Source organism: Marinomonas foliarum, assembly GCF_016906065.1.
In the GTDB taxonomy this organism is placed as follows: domain Bacteria; phylum Pseudomonadota; class Gammaproteobacteria; order Pseudomonadales; family Marinomonadaceae; genus Marinomonas; species Marinomonas foliarum.
The window spans coordinates 3255878-3279073 of the sequence record NZ_CP070273.1 but is presented as its reverse complement, the minus strand read 5'-3'; the positions used below and the strand labels follow the sequence as shown (position 1 = coordinate 3279073).

The following is a 23196-nucleotide window of genomic DNA, read 5'->3' as shown; positions in this document are numbered from 1 at the left end:
CTCCTTTAAGTCAATGTTTCAGATATATGAATGTTTCCATATGAATGAACTTCAGCCGTATAGCCTTTAGGGATTAAAGTGGTTGAATTGTGTTGCATTATAATGGCAGGGCCTTGTAATTTATGACCTGATAAAAGCTTGTTACGATCATATCGAGGTGTGTCATATTTCTCACCATCATCAAATATGGTGTCTCGGCTATACATTACAGCCTGATTAGGTTGCTCTGTTTCAGCTTCTTTTAATCGCGGCCACTGTACTGGCTCTGATTTAGCGCTACCAATAACACGAATAGTAACTATCTGAACACCAACCTCATCAAATCGCCACCCATAATCTTGCTCATGCTGCTTATGAAAGTTTTCTTCGACTTCAACTAAGGAATCTTTATTCAAAATACCATTAGAAATCTCTGCACGTAATTCAAACCCTTGGCCTTCATATCGACATTCTGCAATATATGAATATTCATGTTTAGATTCTTCGACCCCATCAGACATTAATCGATGTGCGCATTGTTCTTTTAGAGTTTCTATTACATTATTAATACGATCGAAATCAGATTGTTCAGCCGTGCTTATAACAGTAGGGACAGATCTTGTGAATTCATATCGCATATCAGTGGCAAGCAAACCAATAGCAGCGGTAATACCTGGAGCCGGTGGTACAACAACTTCTTTTGCACAAATTTCTTTTGCTAGTGCGACACCATTAAGGGGACCAGCACCACCAAATGGCATGAGCGAGAAATCCCGTGGGTCATAGCCTTTCGCGACAGAATTGGCTCGGATAGCTAAAGCCATATTCGAATTCATAATACGAATAATGCCTAGGGCAGCCTCAATGACGTTGATCCCTAAAGGATCCGCGATTTTCTCTCTAATGGCTTTATAAGCTAAATCATAATCGATTTTTAAGTCACCACCCAAAAATTGGTCTGGGTCTAATCTTCCAAGCACAACCTGTGCATCAGTGACTGTTGGCTGTGTACCACCGTTTCCATAACAAACTGGACCAGGCTCTGCCCCTGCAGATTGAGGCCCAACTCTGAAGTGTCCACCTTCATCAATATATGCAATTGAACCGCCGCCAGCACCTAGAGTCATCATATCAATCATAGGAGTTAAAACGGGATACTCACCTACATAGGTATCACGTGGGTTCATTATCTTAATTTCACCATTCGGAATAGTGCTTAAGTCTGCAGATGTGCCACCTATGTCTACCGTAAGAATATTTTTAACACCGGACAAGCCACCACTATAACGACCACCGATAATTCCCCCAGCCAAACCAGACATAAGAATAGTAACCGCTTCTTTAGAGCAGGCTTCAGCAGTAGAAACACCACCATTTGATTGCATAATACGAAGCTTGGCACTTATTCCTTCATTAGAAAATTTACTTTCGAGGTTTTTAAGATACAAAGCGACTTTAGGGCCAACATATGCATTCATTGCTGTAGTAGAGAAACGCTCATACTCACGCATAACATTAGCAACCTCACTTGAAGTTGAAACATATGCATCGGGGATAACATCTAAAATAATTTCTTTAGCACGTTTCTCATGACTGTCGTTCAAGAAAGCAAATAGGAAACAAATAACAATAGATTTTATACCACGGGATTTAAGTAATTCTGCGGCTTCACGAACTTCATCTTCGTTTAAAGATATTTCAACTTTACCCGTAGGCGGTAAAACTCGCTCACTTACAGAAATACGATTACGACGTTTAACTAAAGGCGTTGACTGCCATGGAACATCGAATTGTAATGAAAAGTTGTGGGGGCGTTTATGTCGACCAATGTGTAGAATATCGCGAAAACCTTTAGTTGTTATCATTCCTACTTCAGCACCGTTATGCTCAAGAGTAATATTTGTTGCAACTGTGGTCCCATGAACAATAAGATCAACTTCAGAAGGTTTAACTGAAGCTTTATTACAAATTTCTTTTATACCCTTCAACACACCAATTGATTGGTCACTAGGAGTACTCGATACTTTGTGGACAAAAACTTCTTTATTAGAACTATCAGGCTCGTTACCCTTTTCTAAAATTAAGTCGGTAAATGTGCCACCGACATCGACTCCTATTTTAATCATAATTTTACCTTTTATATGTTGGTCAATTAAGAGAGCCCTCCTTGGCCCTCCCTAATTCTGTTTATCGACTAAATGAATTAACTTTAGTAGTTAAAGTTTATTAAGATAATCAACACAAGTTTCAACAGTTTCAACATCACCAAATTTGGCATCGATATCAAACAAATTCCACTCCACTGCACCAGGAATTCGATCTCCGATACATTCTTTTACAGCAATTGTACGGAAACCATCAGCAAGACCGTCACATATAGTGGTTCTTACACAAGCTGATGCTGTAACGCCTGTGACAATAATAGTATCTACCCCAGCAGCCTTTAAAAAACCTGACAAATAGGTTCCTTGGAATGAGCTAGCACGTTTTTTGATCAACACTTGCTCGCCTTCGATCGGAGCAATTCGTGAATCGATAGCCCATAGATCTTTGTTTTCGTACTCATTAACAACTTCTACTGGAATTTTGTCATGCCATAAGCCCATGTCTGTATTTGGATCTTCACGATCCGTTACTTGATAGCAAGTGGTAACATGCACAACAGGAAGGTTTTTTTCACGGAACGCTTTTAATAGCTCTTGAACGCCAGGGATAATTTGATCATCCATTTTGTCGCAAGAAAAAGGATTACCAGGTCGAGTCCAAGCATTTGCTAAATCTACATTAATAAGAGCTGGGCGTTTACCAAAACCAACACGACGTTGAAAACCATTGTTTTGATAAAGTTTTGTAGCTTCTTCAAAAGCAGCTTTTAAAGATTCTTCTAGCTTAGTGTTATCTGACATAATAATTCTCCAAATTAATAATAAGTAAAAGCATGCCGATTTTTGCTATAAAAATTCAATTGCATGTTTTTCTGAGGTACGTTTATTTCGTACCTTGGAAATTAATATATCCATCAAATTGATATCCAACAAGTATTAATTAGTAATCAATTAATACCATAAAAGAATCAATAGATTTCACCAAAATGGGGCCACTCAAAGACTGACTTAGAGGCTAAAACTGTATTTTATGCTCCTAACTTGTGCGTAAATAAAGTTTAAATTCATTAACTCCAACTTATAAAATATCTAATTTGAACCTTGAAATCACAATATTTCATAAGTATCGATTAATCACATATTTAATTTCTGAAAAATTAGATATTTTTACAATAGAATAAAAGACTTAAAGTTACGTGAGCTAGACGGTCTATCCTATAAGAATCTGTAACAACGTATCTTCGAAAACTATCTGTAAATTGCAGATATAGAGCTATATCCATGAGTTATCAAACGCTTATATATAGTGATGCATGGAGGCTCGTAACCTATTAGTTCGTGTTAATATAGGCCTTTCGTATTAAAGATATCGCTTTAGGAAAATGTGAATTGATGTAGTCATTGGCAGGCGCGAAGGTTAAAAGTATATATCTAATGAGAACCTCTGATACGTATTTCTGTTAACCATTCGCTAAGAGGCTACTCCTCTTAATACCTCGACCAAACTAAAAGGGAAAAACATGATAGTGCTCAGAAGCAAAATGATCTAAGAACTTTCATGTTTAAAAAAAGATACAGAGCAACCCTGTCGCGAAATTCAGTTGCTCTTAACTGACTTTATACTTTTATTAGCATACTCTGTTATTCAGCCAGATTTACTGTTTGTGTTAAGGTAGCTGGCTGCCTAGAAATTAGTATTTCTCCAGCCCTTACAGAATATAGGACTTCCCCTTGTTTTCTTAGCACTTCCAGGTCATCTCCCCCTTCTAGAATAATGAAGTTAGCTGGTTTTCCTACTTCAATACCATAATTTTCGTAAATATTAAGGGTCTTTGCGCCATTATCTGTAATTAAGTCTAATGCTGTCTCTAGGTCTTCATAGCCCATCATATGGCAAGCATGAATACCAGAATCTAAGACTCGTAGGAGCTTACCATTGCCCAGTGTATACCAAGGGTCTTGTATTGAATCTTGTGCAAAGCAGATATTCATGCCGGCATCTTTGATCTCTTTAACACGAGTAATGCCACGAATTTTAGGGTAACCGTCAAAGCGGCCTTGTAAATGAGTACTTTCTGTAGGGCAGGCAATAAAGTTGATTTTTGATTTTTTCAGTAATCTAAATAATTTGTAACAATAGGCATTGTTGTAAGAGTGCATCGCCACTGTATGACTTGCTGTCACTCGTTTACCCATACCTTTTTCTAATGCAATAGTTGCCAGCACCTCTAAGAATCTCGATGCTCCATCATCAATCTCATCACAATGCACATCAACGAGCTTATTATGTTTTTCAGCAAGGTCCATCACCCAATGCATTGATTCAACACCATACTCTCTGGTGTATTCAAAATGAGGGATCCCTCCGATGACATCCGCCCCTTCCTCAAGCGCTCTTTCGATTAGAACCTTACCATTTGGAAAAGATAATATTCCTTCCTGAGGAAAAGCGACGATCTGTAAATCAATGTATTTTGATAGCTTTTCTTTCAAGCCCACAATCGCTTTTAGAGCAATAAGATCAGGATCCGTTACATCTACGTGTGTACGCACATGTTGAATGCCATTTTCAATGAGCAACTGAACTGTTTTTAATACTCGCTGTTCGACATCTTTAGTATTTAGCATTGGTTTACGCTCGGCCCAACGTTCAATGCCTTCAAACAAGGTACCACTCATATTCCAATTTGGCTCACCGGCTGTTAAAACAGCATCGAGATGAATATGTGGCTCTACAAAGGGAGCAGATAATAAGTTCATTTTTGCATCAATGTTTTCTTCCGACACCAATATTGGATTTGTTTGCTCCTCAATACTCTGGAAAAGACCGCCCTTACAGGTAATAGTATAGATGCCCTGTTTACCACGAAGTTTTGCGTTGTTAATAATCATTTTTTTCCCTAATCAATCGTTTTTCTAATATTAAATACATTATCTAATAAATCGCTCAGCCAACTGCGCTATCTGTATACTTAATCTTTGCTGTGCATTATCTAAATTCGATCCACTGATCTGTTCAATTGCGTCCAATCGTTTAGACAAGGTGTTACGGTGTATATTTAATGCCGTTGCGGTTTTACGTATTGAACATAGATTGTCAAAATAACATTGCAATGTTGCTTTGAGTGTAATCGTTTGTGCATCATTTTTATTAAACATATCGCCAAGATACTGATGACAAAAAGATTCAAGAATATGACTGCTATTTATATGAGTAAATAGCTGACTGATTCCTAAGGTGTTGTAGTGTACGACCTGTTTTTTATGGTTAGCACGAGCAAAATCTGCACTTTGCTTAGCTTGAGAAACCGTATTGTACATTCCTTTGATATCGTGAGCGTCACTGATTCCAATGCTACAATCAAACCCTTGTTTCGATAGTATTTGATATAGGCTATTCCATATCTTTTCAATTTTTTCAGAACATGACTGTGTCATCGGCATTACAGCTAACCAGCCCTGATGAAATTCACAGACTGGGAATTCAACACCTTCATTCGCCATAAATTGTCGAAGTAAGTATTGAACTTTAATAAGACCCTCATTACCGATGTTATTTAAATTAATAAATGCAACTGATAACGACTGGCAAGGGGCAATTCCTAATTCCTTAGCTTTAAGCAAGTCAATCTCAGAGAGATGAGGGGTATCTGCTAGATGCTGTAAAAACCAGCGATTTGATTTGTTATTAAGGTCATCCATGATAATTGCGTTAGAAAGCCGTTCAGTAACATTGACCATTGGTAATGAGTATGGCTGCTCGATTAGAGGAAAACCTTGCTCATTGGCAAAAGTTAAAACTTCGTTTGGAATACTTTCTAAATAAGGCGATTGTGTCAAAAGGACGATCCCGCTCGCGCATTGTTGCTGTGCTTTTTGAATTAAGCAGATAAAGTCAGCCGTGCTCCAATTCCAGTTTAATCCAGTAACAAAGATTAGCTCTCCCCCTTTTGTCCACTCTTCAATAGCAGTACTTTCAGCAATATAGGGCCAGCGTATAGCATTCCGCTCTCCTTGCTTGCCAGCCCTTAATTGCAGTGTTTCTAAACCATTGATTTGGTTTAACGATTCAATTGAAATCATTAACTAAGCGCCCTGAGCTTGTAGTTTTGTTTCCGACGTAAAGCGTAACAACACGGTATAGGCAACAACAGAGACAACAATACCAACAAGTGGTGCAACCCATGGTGAGAAGTAGGCACAACCAGAGCCGATCACGTAAGCAGACAACCCAGTCATATTATATTTTGGCAACTTGACAGTGTCTAAACTGGGCATATTACCTTTATACTTCACCCAGAAATCGGCCATAATAATGGCACCAATTGGTGGAATAAACGTTCCTAGTAAAATCAAGAACGGAATCAACATGTTGTACATTCCCATGACCGCTAAAGCCGTGCCTAAGGCAGCGCCAAAAAACGTCACAATACGACGTTTGTCCGTTCTTAATAAATTACATCCCGCTGCTGCGAAATTATAAATAGTATTATCTTGTGTAGTCCAAATGTTACTGAACAACATAAGGATAGCAATCAGCATAAACCCTTGAGAAACCAATACGTCAACGATATCAGCCTGTTGATAAATAGATGCACCAAACGCACCGACAAATACCATCAAACCGTTCCCTACAAAAAATGCAGCTAGAGTAGAAATAACCGCAATCTTGCCTGTTTTAGCAAAACGGCTCCAGTTAGTAGCTTGTGTACCACCACTAACAAAAGTGCCAAAAACCATGGTAATAGCTGCTGCAATAGGCATACTTTCGGTAGGATTTATGGCAACAAATTCGGCAATACCACCCACATCGATGATGCCTTTATAAAAGCTTAGCCCAATAAAGAATAACATTACAGGCACTGATATTTTTGAGAGGAGCTCAAGCGCTTTGTAACCAATGGAAGCACTGATACAAAAACCAAAGCCAAAAAAGATCATTAATGGTGTCAACCATGTTTCAGGCAGCTCTAGTAACTTTACTATAATAATCGCAATGGTCGCTGTGCCCCATGCATACCAGCCAATTTGCGTGAAACCTAATATAAAGTCAGATAACTTACTGCCGTTAAGTCCAAAGCAGTAGCGACCTAATAACACTGTATTTAACCCTGTTTTACATGCGATATAGGCCAAACCTGCCGCGTAACTACCAAGAAGAAGATTGCCAATAAAAATGACCCCAAGTAGTTCGTAAAATGAAAATGCACTACCAATTGTTCCTCCTGCCCACATAGTTGAAGTAAAAAATGTAAAGCCTAGAAGCACAGACATCATGGACCACATCCCTTTACGCTGGTCAACTGGTACAGCGCTCAATGGGTAATCACTAGGTTGACTCATAATTATTTTCCATATTTTAAAGGTTTAAAACTAGTAAATAGCAATGCTTATGCCAAAAAGTTACTCGCCTAAAATTAAAATATTATCTGACAAAAAAGTCATTTAGTAGCCACTAAAATGTACCACTTGCACACCTTAAAATTTATTGCTTGTTACAATCATTTTTTATTACATCCCAATGCACTATCAGCGTACATAAATTACTAATTTGGTGCAGATGCAGCCAAGGAAACTAGGATTAAGAAGTTGAACAGTAGCCAGTGTTTCTAACTCGGCTAATAAAAATGTCACCCACTTCATTACTTTTAGACCTTCAACCTTGTTGAAGGGCTTTTAAACGGATTAACCCCTCGCTGCCCGTATCATCTGGTCAACTCTAAATACATTAGATAAGGCAAACATCATCGCCAGTTTGTTATCATTTTTCTCTAAGCCGCGATAGACGATTTTCCTAAAACCAAACTGACGCTTTATGATCCGAAACGGGTGCTCTACTTTTTCCCTGATACTGGCTTTTATGTATTCCGTTCGGATAGGTTGCTTATTTGTTATCGTGGGCTTCTTGAGAAGGCGCACCTTTCTTGGCCCTTTCTTTTTATAAGTAGCGGCAATCAGCAATCCGCCTCGATGTCTTTTAATTCCTCTCGTTTTTGTGCACCTCGATAACCTAAATCCGCCGAGATAAAGCGTTCCTCACCATGAAGCAGATTTTCTGTCTCTGTGATGTCATGTACGTTGACGGCTGTTGTACTTAAACTGTGCGTCAGGCCTGTTCTCGCGTCTACACCAATATGAGCTTTTAAACCGAAGAACCATTGTTTCCTTTTTGAGTCTGGTGCATCTCTGGATCGTGTGCTTTCGCTTTATTCTTGGTCGAACTGGCCGCCTCGATAATAGTCGCGTCGACAATCGTGCCTTCTTTTAGATAAGCTCCAGCGCTGGACAAGCACTTGTTGGCTTCATTGAGCAGGTGACGGGAGAGCTTATTGCCACAGGCTCGAAAAGCAGTAGTTCTAAAATCATTGATATTTGAGTAAGTATGAAATTATACTGTATATACATAAGGGCTATCCATTTAGAGCAACCAGACACTACATCTAGTGTTTATCTGGTTTTAATGCCCTTATAGGTTAGGGGTTTTGTTGTGACTGATTGTTCAAGTAATCGATAAAACAATAGCCCTCTAGACCGAGATTTTCTTCTATTAAATCTAAAGGTATATTCATCCAAATAGTAATCGAGCTGTTTAGATTGAACTGCACCTTGATAGGTTCCCAACAACCAGCGTTTCAGTAAAGAAGCCACACGGTGTACGCCTGGCATGGTTTCGTGGGCTGGTATATTTGAACCAAGATGTACGGTCTTTTTTCTTGAATATCCCATGTTATCAACGGAACCATAAGCCGCCGATCCGTCTGTGTGAATTTGACTATTCGGCTCAATAACATCTTTTATGAATTGCTCAATGTTGTTTTTTGTCGCTTTGTCGACCTGTCGTAATCTAATGCGACCAAACCCTTTTGGTTCTATTAACTCTATTGCAATTAACACAACAAATTTCTTCTTATCTTGTTGATTTGTATCGACTACACCACCAACAAAGGTTTCGTCTACCTCAACAAGTCCAGATAATTTATCTCTTTCAGGGTTGATCATTGCGTAACGTAATCTATGCAATATCGCCCAAGCCGTTTGATAACTGCCAAGCCCGAGCAAACTCTGTATGCCAAGCGCACTCACTCCATTTTTTTGATTGGTGAGATACCAAATCGCAGCAAACCAATCCTTAAGAGGCGTTCTGGTTTTATCAAAAATAGTACCTGCTGTGACAGAAGTTTGTTTCCGACACTGAACGCATTTAAGTTTATTTTTGGGAAGAGTATAGGGCACATTATTTGCTAAACAATTCGGGCATATGAAACCATTAGGCCAACGAAGCGTGTGTAGATAATCACGACAAGCTTGCTCATCGTGAAACCAGTCAACAAATTGACCCCAATTTTTAGGGTAATCAATACCCGCTTTGAGTGAAGAAGATTTTTTGTTCATCACTATATATTGACATTGGTTGCTCTAAATGGATAGCCCTTATGGATATACAGTTTAGTTTTAAGCAGCATCAAAAACAAAGTTAATTTTTGTAAGTGTGATTTTTTTAATTTGATTATGAGCAGACGAGAAAATATTTAATTTAAATATAAACTATTATATACAACTTATACTTTTTAAAAAATTATAAGTTAGTTTACATATAAATTAACTACTAAAATAATCCAAACCATCTTTTTAGTTTACATATAAATTAACTACTAAAATAATCCAAACCATCTTTTTAGTTTATATATAAATTAACTACTTAAATAAACTAAATTATCTTTTTAGTTTATTTATAAATTAACAACAATATAGCGAGGTCAACTCTTAAATTAGTTTTAAAAAAAGACTAGACATTCAATTTTTTATGGTATATGTTTTTAAATATCATTCTTATAAAGACATAATAAAAGTAGAGTTATTAATGAATTATAGTGACGAAACATTGTTCTTATCAGAGACATTTTTTGTAATTGAGATGATGAATATTGGTATTTTCTATAATCGACTATCAAAAAACAAAGCAGAAAATTCAGATTTTTTCCTGGAACACTACCCAATAATTTTCAAAAAAGAACATGAGTTTTTATTAGTTAATGATTGCGACTATGAACTAAAGAAAGCACTTAAAAAAACTAATAAAAACTATAGAACACTCGCTTTAGTAATCAATCAAACGAACCGATCAATTCAAGAAATACAAGATTTTTATAAATTGAAAACACTGAAATATCTACCGAGAAAAAATAAATTCAAATCTATTATTGAAGAAATCACATCAGAAAACACCGCATTAAAAATACTATGTCCAAAAAAAATGCGACAACTTGGATTCATTAACAAAATATTTTGCGATAATGAGATAGCATCACAAAAACTTTCTCAAATGAATAAAGAAATTCATTTTAATCTCTGCTTAAAATTTTTTTACGTTAATGGAATAGTAAATTTCGATGATCTTTCTTTTCAATTTTTAACGTCGGAGCTAGATGGTTTTCTAAACAAAAAACACACAAACAAGCTAGAAATTAATTTATTATCAATCATTCATTCAATCTACGAGTCAAGAATAACGGGATTGAATGATATATTTTTAACTATAGATTATCTAAAAAAGAACAATAATCTAAACACTCAGACATTAGAAGAGCTTAGAGAACTAATTTCTATGATAAATAAAAAAATTAATTCGAACTTAAGTTTAGTTGAACTAATATTTGAGATAAAAAAGATTGAATCGGTGAGAAATAGACATCAAGAAGACAATTCAGAAAATTATGATTTTATAAAAAATTCATTATCAGACAAAAAAATAACTAAAAAAATTGTTGACTTCTTATCTGAGAAAATTTTAAAAAATAAAGAAATCATATGAGCGAAAGTAATTTCACAAAGTCACTAGGATGGACAATAAATTTCTGGGATGAGTTGGGGATTTGGAAAGACAACGAAGCATTACTTAAAAAGTTTTTAACACTGTTAACAGTCCCGCCATCAATACAACGTCAAAGATCCATTTTACATATCATTAAGCTAAATTATCATTCGGATTTTTTATTAGAAATGGATGAAATAGAAGCTATTCTATTTATTTTTAAAAACATAAAGTATAAAAAGACAACTGAAGTGTCATTCAACATAGGTGTCGACTATCCAGTATATTTTGGTGTTTATGATGTTTACAGAAGAGATAAAAAAGCCGGATCTGAGTATTTATCAGAACTAATATCTACTTTTGTTTCTGACTGCTACACTCAACTTAAAACAGTTGACTATTATGAAAATGACACAAAGATATATAAACTTATTTTGGCTGTTCGCGAGATTAGCAGATTAAAGACAATAAAAAAAATGAGTAACATTGAAAAAGTCTCATTTTTAAAAAAACCAAGTGACTTCGAAATATCTAGATATCATAGTTATATTAATAACACAGAATATTTTCGAGAATTTTCATTTTGGGGAGGGTTTAACTATCTTCCCGAATCAAAAAAAGACGAACCTAACAAACCTATAGAACTAAAAATTAAGAAGAAATCTAGCAAAAAAAAAGATCAAGATCAAGATATAAAATCACAAGATTCTGATAATTATATACCGAAAATATTTCTCGTAAAGAAGAAATCTTGGACCACTGCAAATAAAGAAATTGAGTCCGTATTTGATTATTCATCATTATCACTACAATCTGTTGTGGGATTTATTGCATTCGTCGATGAAAAAAAATCTGAATTAAATAGTCTTTTAATACTTTGCTTTTTGACGGGCATGACACTAAAAAAAGCACTTTCTGCAATACGTTTTAGTACTAACAAGAAATCACTAACTGTTTCTATCTCAAATACACCAACAGATTCGGACCTATGTTCAGAAATCGAATTGAAAATATCGCCAGCGAGTCTTCTGCATTTAGATGAACCGACATTATCGATAAAAAAGCTAGTCGATAAAATTGCTAACAAATTTTCTTATTTAACTAGGCAATTTTCGGAGTTTAATGGCGGTAACTCTCTGCATTTTGACCGTATCGCATCAAATTCTAATCGACTATTAACACCTCATGTCGATGACATGAGGGTTCATTACCTCAGAGCCAAAATCGGTTTCTCCATGAGCGCGCCGTTCTCGTACGTTGCACTGACCAATGAGAACATTGGAGACTTATATCAAAAGCGATTTGATGTTTTATCCAATCATTTGGAAGTACCAGGGCTACTCTCAAAGCTGCAGTGGGATTCTACATTGGCAAATCAATCTCTTGGATCTAATCGTTTACCACAGAGCTCAATAGCCGATTTCTTCAGAGATATAAGCGTCATTTTTGAAAGTAAAAAGGCATTATTTTCACTTTCTAGGTCGAATCAACTAAGAGTTGATCTAGTCAATTTAATTGAAATACATACATATTTTTTAGAGTTATTATTTTTCTCCAATCGCCCTAATGGCGAAAAATCCATTTCTACATTTTCTGATTTTTTCATTAGAAAAGATAAAAACTCTGTCAACTATGAAGAATATAAAGCGCTGCCCATACCTGATTTATATTTAAAACAAAAAGATATACTTTCTAATGTAAGATTTTCATTGTATAAACACTTAAATTTTACGGATGAAGATATTTCAAAAAATGACTTAATCATAATTCATATTCTTAATGACGAAGTATATGATCAAATCAAATCAGCACCTCACAGACAGATATTAGAGATTCTGAAAACATTTAATCTTGAAGAAATACGTCCATCAAACAATACATTAAGACATTTTTCAGGCAATGCACTGAAATTCAAGGCTATTACATCTCGAGCACTACTTGGTCACAATGTGGATGGATTTTACTATTCTTCTCCTGCGTCTTCATCAAACATCGTTTCGATTCACACTGACATATCTGAATACTACAACACTCTAATTCAAGAATTTTCGTTGCAGGAGCTGACCTATGATTTCGATTGATTTCCTGAATAAATGGCCAGACCTAGAGAAAATAAAATTTAAAGATATTGAAAGTGCAAGAGTTGCTGAAATCATTCTCGATTCTGCGAATGATGAAATGAACATTGATAATGATTCATTATCAGAAATTATTTCAAAATTTTCGGAGTATTACGAAATATCTAGCGAATCTAAAATTACTAGAAAACAGCTCAAGTTTATTAATGATGTCATTGCAAAATTAGAGGGAATTATCACATCAACTATATCTTATGATCGCTCCCCAAAAACCATTCGACCGACCGTTATATCGCCCAACTCTGACGAGGCACAACTTAGAGCAGCTATTAAAACAATCACTAATCAGACGCCTAAAATTCTGAAATCAAAAGTGCTTATTGATAGTGATGAGCTATATGTTCGTTTACTCATTGAAGTTGGTGTAACGACAGGACTACCACTGAACAGAGCTGAATCATTCATACAGGAGCTCCTAAAAAGTCCATTTGAGTGCTCAATACTGGTTCCGTCAGGAGAGTCAACTAGAGCAGATAAATGTTTACCGATTACCGCATCAAATACAGCACGTTTTATCTGTGTGTGTCTCCATGCTCGTAATTACGTGCCACCTAAACATCACAAACTAGCTAAGCATACAATTCCAAGATTATTAACAGCACCTACTAAGGTGAAAATAACTCAAAAAATCAAACTGAAAACTTTTTATCAAGCTACAGCGAGTCTGTTTTGTATTTTTGGTACAGAACCCATTATCTATAGCCGTTTATCCGGAATAAGCTTACCAATAGCACCAACATGGGCCGATATGGATGGTTCAATAATAGGACTACCATCTAACAAAATATACAATAGAAAACGCAACAAACGTACTTTGGGACCAAGTGAAAAAACGTCTTATCAACGAGAAAATGACAAAAATGTAGCAAGCTTGTCCGCAGAAGATTTAGATGATGACGAGAAACAAAGACGTTTCCTCGCTTGGCAAGAATTGGCTTACTATTTATTTGGCTATGTTAAGTATTGGATTAAAATACAAATTCAAAATAAGAAAAAAAGTAGTGAAATAGAATTTGCTAAACCGTTGTACAATTTATCTACCTCTAAAATGGACGGCTTAATCGAGAGAATATTTAATAGAACAAAATGCAATAAACGCTACGTTAGTGATTTGGTTTACTCAACTCTTGATAGAATACAAGTGGCTCTTAGTGAAACACGCCCAAAGACACTTCCTGCCGTTGCTGAAATCTTACTCATCTCTGGTGATGGCCCTAGAAATTATTGCGCGATTTCATTGATGTTTGCATTTGCTTATAACGAGTTAGTTGTTAGAAAGAACAAGGTAAATACAGCTTTATCAAAAATCATCAGTCTCTTTTCAAAAAGCCTATTTGACTATGAGCCAGCTTACAATATCGAAGACTGGGATGAAGAAGATGCAAGCTTATTTATACATGAGGTTTTATTAAACCCAGATTTAGCTTCAGCAACTAACAAAAATCGACTATCTCAATTTTCAACGTTATTAGGTTTTAGTAGAAGAAATCTGGATATCTGGAACGATGTTCATTTCCCAGTCTCAAGAAGCGGACAAATAACTACCACTAACCGCAATCAAGTCCTCGGACAGCAAGAATTCAATCTTTTTATAGACGCATTTAAACGTCATCACAGTGTTCAGTCTGATGTCACTGTGTCGACTATAATTTTTAAAATCCTCTTTTATGCGGGTCTTCGCCCTGGGGAGTTAGCGCGGCTAACGCTGGGCGACATCTCAGCACACAGCGAGGAAGAAATACTAATCAGAGTCCGCCGGTTTAAAACACCGGCATCAAGACGTACCATTCCAGTGCATCTAATAGCGCCACCAGAGGTTTGTTTAGAGATCTTCGAATATATTTCTCAGCGCTTAAATCTATTCAGCAAACTAAAGATGACCAGAGCATTTGGCAAAGACAGGAAACCAAGTGAAGCAAGGAAAAGACTATTGGCAATTGCTGAAGTTAGCGATGAGCAGGCACAGTTTTTAAGGACATTTCCACTTTTTAGCAATGCTGAAAAGGTCACAAGAATTGCTCGCGAAGAGATGAAGCTAATCTTAGGAGAAGGAGCGGACTTGTACCTTCTTAGGCACAGCTATGCCACACATATGTTCTTACGTTGGTATGCTATGCGCTACCCTGGTGTCATTAATGAGTTAAGGGATCGAAATGAATGGTTCTACTCTAATGAAGCCTTAGCGTTACAGCGTCATATTTATCGTCATGGAAGCGTGGTCAACCATTCAAAAGAGACGGACATGGTCCATCTCATGAAATCGATGGGACATCGATTTGTCGACACTTTTTTCGCAGTCTATTGCCATTCTTATTTTGTTGTCTATAACCATGCCCAGAAGAAATATATGGCGCAACGTGGATGGGAAAATTTGCCGGTGAGTACTGGTTTCATTCAAGCCAATATTCCTAAAATGAAGTCCAGAACAACGATTTCTCAAATAAAAGAAAAAAGTTTAGTTGGGGTATTGGAGTTCTTTCAATCTAAAGAAACCTGATGGTATTGAGGTGGATAGACTACCCAAGTTTGATCTTACGATGTTTACATAAACTTCGACTCTTCATGCAAAAGGGCTTGTTTAAAAATCAAACAAGCCCTTTGTAGCATTAAAAGATTCTACTTCTAAAAAAGAGCATAATTTTATTCAAATTATCCATGGAGTTGTCTAATAGTAAGCTTTCCTTAGCGGATTTCCCTTCAAACGTCGGATGATTTATAGGTCTTTTAAAAAAATCATAAATTGCACCAGAAGGCGCGCTCATAGCAATACTCTCATGGACCTTCAACAGCAGAATCAACCTATCGATCACATCTTGATTTAGTTCAAACTGCTGTTTGTCCTTTGCCATTTCCTTCCACTCATGCCATAAAGATAAAGGAATGCCACCCAAAAGTTGACACACTTCCTCATCAGATAATGCCCATTTTTCATCTGACGCTTGATCAGCCAACCAGTTAATACAAAACGTGATGGCTTTTAAATACGGTGTGATTTCATTAGTCATATGTTCTAACCTCATTACACATTTATTTTTAATAATCAGCCCTTTTTAAATTATCTCAATAAGATAATGCGCCCCATTTTTAATGCCTTTTACGCATTGTATTGAGCCGCTTTTGACCTTCAAATGGCCTGAACTTAATAAAACAGACAGCTCACCGCTCGCATCACAAATTTTAATGGGAGTTGTTTCGTTCAAAGCACTATTATCCAATCCCTCAAGGCGGTAACTTCCAATAAAAGCATTGTAAGACTGGATACTTTTCACGGATGGGTATAAACCAATTACATTATTAAGTTGTGGTGGTTTGAAAAAGGCCTTATTACCGTGTATCTCTAAATTCAGCCTCCCGAGAAGAAAGCTGAGCCCTACCATCTCCTCATGTTCATTTAAGCTGTTTATTTGCGTAGAGACCCAAGAGCTAAAAGCCAATTCATCAACAACGCCCAAACCTGTACCAAACTTTTCAACCACCTTTTTTAGTTCGTCGTCATTCAATGAGTGCAACAGGTCGAACATAACATCCTGGACTGAACGGTGGATCAGAGGTAATTCACTAACAATACTGCTCATAGCGTCTCTCCACTTACTTCAAAACCACTGGACATCAAAAGTGTTTCAAACGCAGAACCATCACGACGCGTCAGGTTGGGGACATAGCGCGAATACACGGTAAATAACATTTGGGTGGTTGTATGGCCCATTTGTCTTGCGATCCACTCAGGGTTCTCCCCTGCTGCTAACCATAATGTCGCGGCGGTATGTCTTGTTTGATAAGGTTTTCTACTTTTGATGCCAATTTTTTCAAGTGTTGGATACCAAATGCGCTGAGTAACATTTCGGTGTTCATAACTACCACCTGCACGATTACAAAACACGAACTTAGAATGTCCAAACGAGACTTTCTTTTGTTCTAATAATGCCTCATACACAGGTGGAGACATCTCAACTTCACGACGTGATTCAAGTGTCTTAGTTGTATCAATACGTCCCTGAACGACGGTTTCTCTCACCAAAATCTGTCGGTTTTCAAAATCAACGTACTGCCATTGCAGCCCATCTATTTCCCCAGTACGTAAACCCGTAAAAAAGCGCACAATGTAGTAATTACGAAAATCTGGACGTACATAGCGAATAATCTTCTTCACTTCATCCAGCGTAAAAGGCTCAATATCCACTCTAGGCACTTTTAGGGGTTTTAATCCAATAGCAGGCGACGTAAACTCATATCGGTCGGCGGCATCATCTAAAATCATTCTTAGTGGCGTCATAATGTGGTTAATCCTATCGTTAGAAAGCTCACTGTTCCCTGTTTCGTGGTTCACTTTGGCGAGAGATGCACGAAATTTCAGGATCATGGCTTTGGTTATGTTGCCGACTCTTTCTTCCCCAAAATATGGGACGAGACGGGTATCTAAAGTTCCTTTTATAGAAGTCCGGTAAGACCGTTTCCATCGTAGAACATTCTCTTCAAGCCACTCTTGTGAGAACTCAGAAAACAACGGCGTATCCGGTCGTTTTTGAACCTCAGTGACAACGTGTTGAACCACCTCCTTTTTTACTTTCGGTACTTTTTTACTGCCCGGAAAGAACTTCTCATAATCGAACTCTCCGGTTTTGAGCGCTAATTCAATCTTTTTAACCGCCGCCTCCATACGCTTCATATTGGCAGGCGTATTTTCTAACTTGGTGTATTCTTTAAAACGCTTCCCTTCATAACGAAAGTTGAAATACAACTTTCCATCTTGCCGAACTCCTATACTAGCCACGGTAAACACCTCCTGAGGCCATTGGGATCAAATCATCCACTTCATTTTCTCTTGCACTTGTCATCATCTGCTCTTCGATTGCCTCCCATAAATAAAGAACCTTTCTTGCGTTGAAAGGGCGAATATAGTGCTTGCCTTCAATAAAAACGTTATCTCTAAGAACGTCATTGATGTACTTAGGGTGGTACTTAATACGGTTTCCTAACTCTTGTGCTGTAAGATATGTTGACATATTTCCTCCAGTGAATTTTATTGCTCATGAAGAAACTATATAGCAAATAAGTTTCCTGACAAGCACTTTTTGAACTTTTTTGCTTTTTAAACAACTTAAACGGTATTATTGCTGAAAATTAAAGAGACTATGCAGATGCTAAGATTCAGGCTGAAAGAGCTAATTCAGGATAAATCCTTCAAAGAAGGCAGAAGAGTGACACTAGGGGAAGTTTCAGAGGCTACAGGGATCCATAAGACTACCTTGTCACGGTTGCAAAACCCAACAGGCTACAACACAACAACGGAGACGATAAATTTACTTTGTAAGTATTTTCAGTGTGAGGTTGGGGACTTGGTTGTTTATATAAATGACTAAAGTTTATATAAACAACCTTTACTAATTATTATGAATTACTAATAAAATAAGCCTTTATGTGTTATGACATAGAGGAATACTTTATATAAATAGAAAAATACTTTATTAACTTTAAATGGTTCTAAATTCTGAGAATAAAGCCTTTAAATATCTATACCTTAATATATGTAACCTCAAAAGCCTTGCAAGCGCGATATTTCTGATTACGATTAGCCAGTTGAAATGCATCCCCCATATCATACTGCTGGAAGATATCTAAGCCTCGATCTAGCGAAATTTTCCAACTAGTATTGGTGACAATATGGCGAGCATGTTGAGAGCCAGAGTTATCGAATGAATACGCAAATTTGATACCGACAGAAAACATTTCATTCTGAATTTTCTCGAAAAATTCGCGTTGTTGATCACCTTTAAATTCATCCTCAACCGTCACCAAGATTACAACCACCTCCTCCTCTTCTGCCTTGTTTCTGATAATAGTTTCGAGCAACTCCATTAAGTTACGAGCCTGAAAAAAGAGGCGAATATAGGGGTCGGTAATGGTGATATGTTTAGCGCCCTTTAAATATGGTGCGAAAAGGTCGTCATAAGAAACACCTCGCTGATTCTCGGCAAAAGTTAAATGGCCTTCCGTAGGTTGTTTCTCACTTATATTTGCTGCTTCAGTGGTCGGTGATCCAGTAGTAGTCTGCGCTTGGGCATCCATATCAGGCAGGCTAGTGTCATCACTTGATACTGTTTTATGAAAGTAATTGGGGTATTCAAGCTCCTCTAGAGTAGCGATGGGTTTTACTTTCCCCAATTTGTCAGAGTATGAAAAATCTACATCTGCGTAAGTTGTATCAATTCTAAATAGCTGATCTTTGACGCGCTTCCTGCCTTCCATTGCAAATTTAAGCACCTCTTCAACCTCAGCTTCTGTCGCCCCACCTTGCGGAAAAAGTATTTTCATCAAACCAGAAAATGTCTTATTTATAGCGTCACGATCGCGAGTAGACATATTTTGGGATAAAGAGAAGTACTCTTTGTACTGATCTGAATAATCTTGATTGCGTAAATGACGCAAGATTTCAGCCAAGTAATCCACTACAAAACCATAACCGTCCGAAAACATTTCGCCGCGAATGATATCTACCTCCCAACCAGGTATATAGAAATGTAAACGATCAAGAAATGCTGAATCATAGAACTTAGCCGGTAGTGCATCAAATAAATCGCTGTGCTTAAGCATGTATGGCAAGCTATGCTCAGTATTACCTACAAAGACCATTGAAGCATCAGCCCCCAAAGTTTCCACACCGCGAGAGAAGGACTTATTTGCCATGTAGTTCTTCATAATATCTACAAGTGCTTTATCAACTTTCTTTTGCTTTCCTGCGAATTCATCAAAGGCCACCGTGTCCCAGTAACCGACCAAACCAATCTTTCCAGAGGAGTTATTGACAAATAACTTCGGCACACTTACTTCACCACCAGAAAGTAAAATACCGTGAGGAGAAAATTCGGAATAGATATGGGACTTACCTGTACCTTTTGGCCCTAATTCAATCAGGTTATAGTTTCGTTCACAAAATGGAATCAGTCGAACCAATTGTGTGAGCTTGCTTCGCTTGCCAAAGTACTCGGGATTAAACCCAATACTTTGAACCAGTACATCAATCCACTCATCTAACGTAAACTGGCTACGGGCTTTGATATAGCTGTCATAATCAAAGTGTGACATTTGAATTGGTTTTATCGTACTTAATATCCAAGGACTCGCATCTTTATCCTCAGTGTGCTCATATTCAAGATCGGCAATCACCCATACACCGCCGACTAACAGTTTGGGATGCTGTTTGACCGTTCCTGAATCAATTAGTACTTTTTTGATCCCTAGATTAGCGAATTCGGTTTCATAACAGTCTTTTTTGTCATTCAGAGCAACACTGACTTTATCAATAACTTTGTGGCGACCTTTTTCACGAATAGTCGAACGAATAAGTCCCGCCTCGTTTCTGTGTACATAGTGTTTAGCAAGAATTTCTTTAACTGTTTGGATACCACTCTCAATACTATCTTCATCATTTGTCGCACAATATTGACCTAGTAGATATTCCAAAACATAGGAAGGAACGATGGCATTTCCTTTTACGGTTTTAACCAAATCTTTGCGAACGACTAAACCCGCAAACACATCACATATTTTTTTATCTAAATCTGTCATCGTCATTCCTCAGAAAATCCATTTTCTATTTATTAAACACACTTAAAAATCAAAGTCACTGGTAAAAGAACGTCGAACTGTATAGCGAAGCTCTTTGTATTTTCGGTACTGACTAGAACCATCTTCAGGTTCTTCCAACTTCAAGAGCACCTCTTGGTTATTCGCCGCATCCGCTTCTTGAGTTAACACAAACCGAAGCTTCAATTCACGTTCACGTGGGTTTTCCGATGTTAAATCTAAGATCAGATCATGCTTATCGGAAATGAGTGTGCCTCCCTCGGTGTAAATCCCAGCTTTTAAGCGTCTGGGGCGAATTTTGTCGGTTACTGGCTCTGTTTGATACAAGGTGACAGATAGCTGGCCAGACGTAATCACATTAGTGCCACCCCGTAAAATGTCGACCTCAACAAAAGCGATATCACTCTGGCGCTTTTTATTAATCGAGATAACGGGGATAATAACCTCTTGCAAAGAAGCACCACCATGAACAAAGCGGCTTCCTGAACCTCTCAATCGAAGCCGTTGTATACCTTTAGGTATGGCGGCGTGAACGTCACCCGATAGACCAAGCTCTTCAGCACTGAACGACTTCAATGACTGGCCACAGGACAACCCCTTACCCAACACAAAACGCCTGTCGTTGTAGAGCACTTCGCCTTTAACATCGTTTGCAAGAAAGTCACTATCATCCAATGGCTTGTTTTGATAGATGAAGCCATGGTCAGCCGTAATCAGAAAACTATTCACATTAGCATTCGCCAGTTTTTTAATAAGCTTCATCAAATCATCAAATGTCTTTTCAGTCGCTTCAAATGCTTCACCTTCGGACTGCATCTTATCACCTGTGTGGTCAATACGATTGTGGTAGATATACATCACATCGTTCGCTTTAATTAATTCGCGACTTTCTGGGATTGTCATCTCCATGAATTGCTTAGCTTGCACTGCACACGAACGCTCACCCAAAATAGACTTCAATACCTTATCGCGATTATCTGTACCCTGTGTGGATAGTGCGCCAGCATTTACAGTGCCTGTTTTATTCTCGGCGAAGCTTAATACGACCTGACTTTTAGGAAGCAACGAAGCCATACCAAGCTGGGTATAACTTGGCAATGATGAAAGGGCATGCTCTAATTTGGCTTGGTAGCGATCCTCTTGCCGTATCCTGCCTACCATCTCTTCACCTGCCTCATAGCGGAAGGCATCAGAAATAATCACACAAATCTTGTTATTCTTATCCAGATAGGGCTTTACCCAGTTAGCAAAGAATTGTGTCTGGGGGACAACATTTGGCACTCGCCAGTTTGACATCCCATCCACATGGGATTGCCACGCGTTATTCAGTGGCAACAAATAACGATTGGTATAGAGGTTCTCGATTTTTTCACTTAGAGAATTCAGTAAAGTATTTTGAGAGGATACCTTCAAACAATAAACATATTGACGATACAGCTGATCCAGCCGATACCAGTGGCTCACGTAACCTTGCACAGCCTCACTTGCGGTTGCCATATCCAGTTGAATGGTATCCAAAAGCGCAAAGAACTGACTGGCAATATCTACTGCTTCATACAAATATTTGAACTCAGCAAACCAATGACCTTGGCGTCTACCTCGACACCAAAGCGTTACCTCACCTTCAGACAAGGTACGCTGCTCAACAGTCTTTACCAGCTCATAGATGACTTTTTTATCGATTAAACGAAAATAATCGAGTTCGATCACTTCCTTCAGGTTTCGTTTATTCAAGTCTTCTTCTACTGATAGCAATTCAGCATAGTTATCCGATAGTACCTCGAATACCTCTTGGTGCGTTCGGCTGTCTTTCCAGCGCTTGAAAAACACCAAGGCATCGCTGGATAAATTAATCCCATCGCCATTCAGTGAAGAATTCACACCCATGGAATAACAGGATTTAAACAGCTCTATAGCAAAGTCTTTTACCGTTGGATGTTCGTTACTGTAACCATAAAATCGCTCTACCTGTTGCCACAGGAAGTCTTCTAAATGGCAGCGCTGAATTAAGCCAAATAAAGGCTGTTTTGGTTTCACAAGCTCAGCAAGTAAGGCTTCTAAAATCACGTCAATTCGAGCATCGGCTAATTGTATTGCACCCACACACACGGCCAGCATTTTGAGTCGAATCTTGCTTAGGGTATCTTCATTACTCAGTAGCTTTTTAAGTATTTTTTTACGCTTTTCGGCTTGCACCTTGGCCTTGGCTGTATCGAAGAAGGCAGTATGCTGCTCAACAATCTCGGTGAATTCGTTGGGCAGTTCCAGTTCACTCAGCCAAATGGCGACTTGATCGGTTCTAAAGGTGATGTTGGCCAGTTCAACATCTAACAGCCAATTTTGTAGTGGCTCGGGTTGCTTGTCTTCCTTGTAAACCAAGAAGGACTGTTTGGGGCACTCGCGCAAAAGCTTATGCTTAATGCCAAATTCATTGTTTTGAATTTCAAGCTTTTCGACCCCCTCTATAGCAAGGGTTTCAAAAGCATCACGCAATTCCTGTTTGTCGTCATACCAGAAAACGATGCGGTGCTTTTGAAACAATCGGCTAAGCGCCTGTTGAATGCGGTTTTCAGTCATC

Annotated in this window: 16 protein-coding genes and 1 pseudogene; 4 read left to right on the top strand and 13 right to left on the bottom strand. The window is 37.8% G+C overall.

The genetic code is table 11. From position 1 onward, the window contains the following. Window positions 1-5: 5 nt before the first annotated feature. The 7 genes and pseudogenes from JSY38_RS15235 to JSY38_RS15205 form a co-directional block, all read right to left on the bottom strand. Window positions 6-2105, bottom strand: coding sequence for a hydantoinase/oxoprolinase family protein (locus JSY38_RS15235; RefSeq protein ID WP_205113954.1), 2100 nt, complete (start codon window positions 2103-2105; stop codon window positions 6-8). Window positions 2106-2195: 90 nt separating this feature from the next. Next, a complete protein-coding gene (locus JSY38_RS15230) occupies window positions 2196-2885 on the bottom strand; it encodes an isochorismatase family protein (protein ID WP_205113952.1) in 690 nt (229 codons plus the stop codon). An 840-nt stretch (window positions 2886-3725) separates the two neighbouring features. Continuing rightward, complete coding sequence (gene codA / locus JSY38_RS15225; RefSeq protein WP_205113949.1) at window positions 3726-4976, bottom strand: cytosine deaminase; 1251 nt, start codon at window positions 4974-4976, stop codon at window positions 3726-3728. Between the two features lie 39 nt (window positions 4977-5015). After that, window positions 5016-6167, bottom strand: coding sequence for a PucR family transcriptional regulator (locus JSY38_RS15220; RefSeq protein ID WP_205113947.1), 1152 nt, complete (start codon window positions 6165-6167; stop codon window positions 5016-5018). A 3-nt stretch (window positions 6168-6170) separates the two neighbouring features. Continuing rightward, on the bottom strand, window positions 6171-7427 hold the full coding sequence (codB, locus tag JSY38_RS15215; RefSeq protein WP_205113945.1) for a cytosine permease: 1257 nt from the start codon (window positions 7425-7427) through the stop codon (window positions 6171-6173). Window positions 7428-7769: 342 nt separating this feature from the next. Further along, a pseudogene (locus tag JSY38_RS15210) lies at window positions 7770-8415 on the bottom strand (IS5 family transposase); the annotation flags it as partial. 116 nt (window positions 8416-8531) lie between these two features. Further along, window positions 8532-9476, bottom strand: a complete 945-nt coding sequence (locus JSY38_RS15205) for an IS1595 family transposase (protein WP_114413815.1) — start codon at window positions 9474-9476, stop codon at window positions 8532-8534. Window positions 9477-9945: 469 nt separating this feature from the next. Here JSY38_RS15205 and JSY38_RS15200 point away from each other — a divergent pair, with 469 nt between their 5' ends. From JSY38_RS15200 to JSY38_RS15190, 3 genes are read left to right on the top strand one after another with little or no spacing between them, the layout of a single operon-like run. Next, window positions 9946-10896: a hypothetical protein gene (locus JSY38_RS15200; RefSeq protein WP_072841228.1), complete on the top strand. Its 951-nt coding sequence runs from the start codon at window positions 9946-9948 to the stop codon at window positions 10894-10896. After that, window positions 10893-12977, top strand: coding sequence for a hypothetical protein (locus JSY38_RS15195; RefSeq protein WP_205113943.1), 2085 nt, complete (start codon window positions 10893-10895; stop codon window positions 12975-12977). The genes JSY38_RS15200 and JSY38_RS15195 overlap by 4 nt, the downstream gene beginning before the upstream one ends. After that, a complete protein-coding gene (locus JSY38_RS15190) occupies window positions 12964-15531 on the top strand; it encodes a site-specific integrase (protein ID WP_205113941.1) in 2568 nt (855 codons plus the stop codon). Before JSY38_RS15195 ends, JSY38_RS15190 begins: the two co-directional genes overlap by 14 nt. A 109-nt stretch (window positions 15532-15640) precedes the next feature. Here JSY38_RS15190 and JSY38_RS15185 read toward each other — a convergent pair whose 3' ends face one another. Genes JSY38_RS15185 through JSY38_RS15170 form a run of 4 tightly spaced genes read right to left on the bottom strand, consistent with a single transcriptional unit; the run spans window position 15641 to window position 18037 of the window. Next, window positions 15641-16039 (bottom strand): hypothetical protein, encoded by a 399-nt coding sequence (locus JSY38_RS15185; protein WP_205113939.1) that lies wholly within the window; start codon window positions 16037-16039, stop codon window positions 15641-15643. Window positions 16040-16084: 45 nt separating this feature from the next. Continuing rightward, a complete protein-coding gene (locus tag JSY38_RS15180) occupies window positions 16085-16609 on the bottom strand; it encodes a hypothetical protein (protein ID WP_205113938.1) in 525 nt (174 codons plus the stop codon). After that, window positions 16606-17805: a site-specific integrase gene (locus JSY38_RS15175; protein WP_239543992.1), complete on the bottom strand. Its 1200-nt coding sequence runs from the start codon at window positions 17803-17805 to the stop codon at window positions 16606-16608. Before JSY38_RS15175 ends, JSY38_RS15180 begins: the two co-directional genes overlap by 4 nt. Next, window positions 17798-18037 carry a hypothetical protein gene (locus JSY38_RS15170; RefSeq protein WP_067341394.1) on the bottom strand — a complete coding sequence of 80 codons (240 nt, stop codon included), beginning with the start codon at window positions 18035-18037 and terminating at the stop codon, window positions 17798-17800. Before JSY38_RS15170 ends, JSY38_RS15175 begins: the two co-directional genes overlap by 8 nt. Window positions 18038-18166: 129 nt before the next feature. Here JSY38_RS15170 and JSY38_RS15165 point away from each other — a divergent pair, with 129 nt between their 5' ends. Further along, window positions 18167-18394: a helix-turn-helix domain-containing protein gene (locus JSY38_RS15165; protein ID WP_338041432.1), complete on the top strand. Its 228-nt coding sequence runs from the start codon at window positions 18167-18169 to the stop codon at window positions 18392-18394. 151 nt (window positions 18395-18545) lie between these two features. Here JSY38_RS15165 and brxL read toward each other — a convergent pair whose 3' ends face one another. After that, window positions 18546-20600, bottom strand: a complete 2055-nt coding sequence (gene brxL, locus JSY38_RS15160) for a BREX system Lon protease-like protein BrxL (protein ID WP_205113936.1) — start codon at window positions 20598-20600, stop codon at window positions 18546-18548. Between the two features lie 42 nt (window positions 20601-20642). After that, window positions 20643-23195, bottom strand: a complete 2553-nt coding sequence (gene pglZ, locus JSY38_RS15155; protein WP_205113934.1) for a BREX-1 system phosphatase PglZ type A — start codon at window positions 23193-23195, stop codon at window positions 20643-20645. Window position 23196 lies beyond the last annotated feature (1 nt).

Coding starts and splice junctions, on each gene's coding strand:
- brxL (WP_205113936.1), bottom strand. CDS start 20,600: ATGACAGATTTAGATAAAAAAATATGTGATGTGTTTGCGGGTTTAGTC.
- pglZ (WP_205113934.1), bottom strand. CDS start 23,195: ATGACTGAAAACCGCATTCAACAGGCGCTTAGCCGATTGTTTCAAAAG.
- JSY38_RS15195 (WP_205113943.1), top strand. CDS start 10,893: ATGAGCGAAAGTAATTTCACAAAGTCACTAGGATGGACAATAAATTTC.
- JSY38_RS15235 (WP_205113954.1), bottom strand. CDS start 2,105: ATGATTAAAATAGGAGTCGATGTCGGTGGCACATTTACCGACTTAATT.
- JSY38_RS15220 (WP_205113947.1), bottom strand. CDS start 6,167: ATGATTTCAATTGAATCGTTAAACCAAATCAATGGTTTAGAAACACTG.
- codA (WP_205113949.1), bottom strand. CDS start 4,976: ATGATTATTAACAACGCAAAACTTCGTGGTAAACAGGGCATCTATACT.
- JSY38_RS15165 (WP_338041432.1), top strand. CDS start 18,167: ATGCAGATGCTAAGATTCAGGCTGAAAGAGCTAATTCAGGATAAATCC.
- JSY38_RS15200 (WP_072841228.1), top strand. CDS start 9,946: ATGAATTATAGTGACGAAACATTGTTCTTATCAGAGACATTTTTTGTA.
- codB (WP_205113945.1), bottom strand. CDS start 7,427: ATGAGTCAACCTAGTGATTACCCATTGAGCGCTGTACCAGTTGACCAG.
- JSY38_RS15205 (WP_114413815.1), bottom strand. CDS start 9,476: ATGAACAAAAAATCTTCTTCACTCAAAGCGGGTATTGATTACCCTAAA.
- JSY38_RS15190 (WP_205113941.1), top strand. CDS start 12,964: ATGATTTCGATTGATTTCCTGAATAAATGGCCAGACCTAGAGAAAATA.
- JSY38_RS15185 (WP_205113939.1), bottom strand. CDS start 16,039: ATGACTAATGAAATCACACCGTATTTAAAAGCCATCACGTTTTGTATT.
- JSY38_RS15230 (WP_205113952.1), bottom strand. CDS start 2,885: ATGTCAGATAACACTAAGCTAGAAGAATCTTTAAAAGCTGCTTTTGAA.
- JSY38_RS15180 (WP_205113938.1), bottom strand. CDS start 16,609: ATGAGCAGTATTGTTAGTGAATTACCTCTGATCCACCGTTCAGTCCAG.
- JSY38_RS15170 (WP_067341394.1), bottom strand. CDS start 18,037: ATGTCAACATATCTTACAGCACAAGAGTTAGGAAACCGTATTAAGTAC.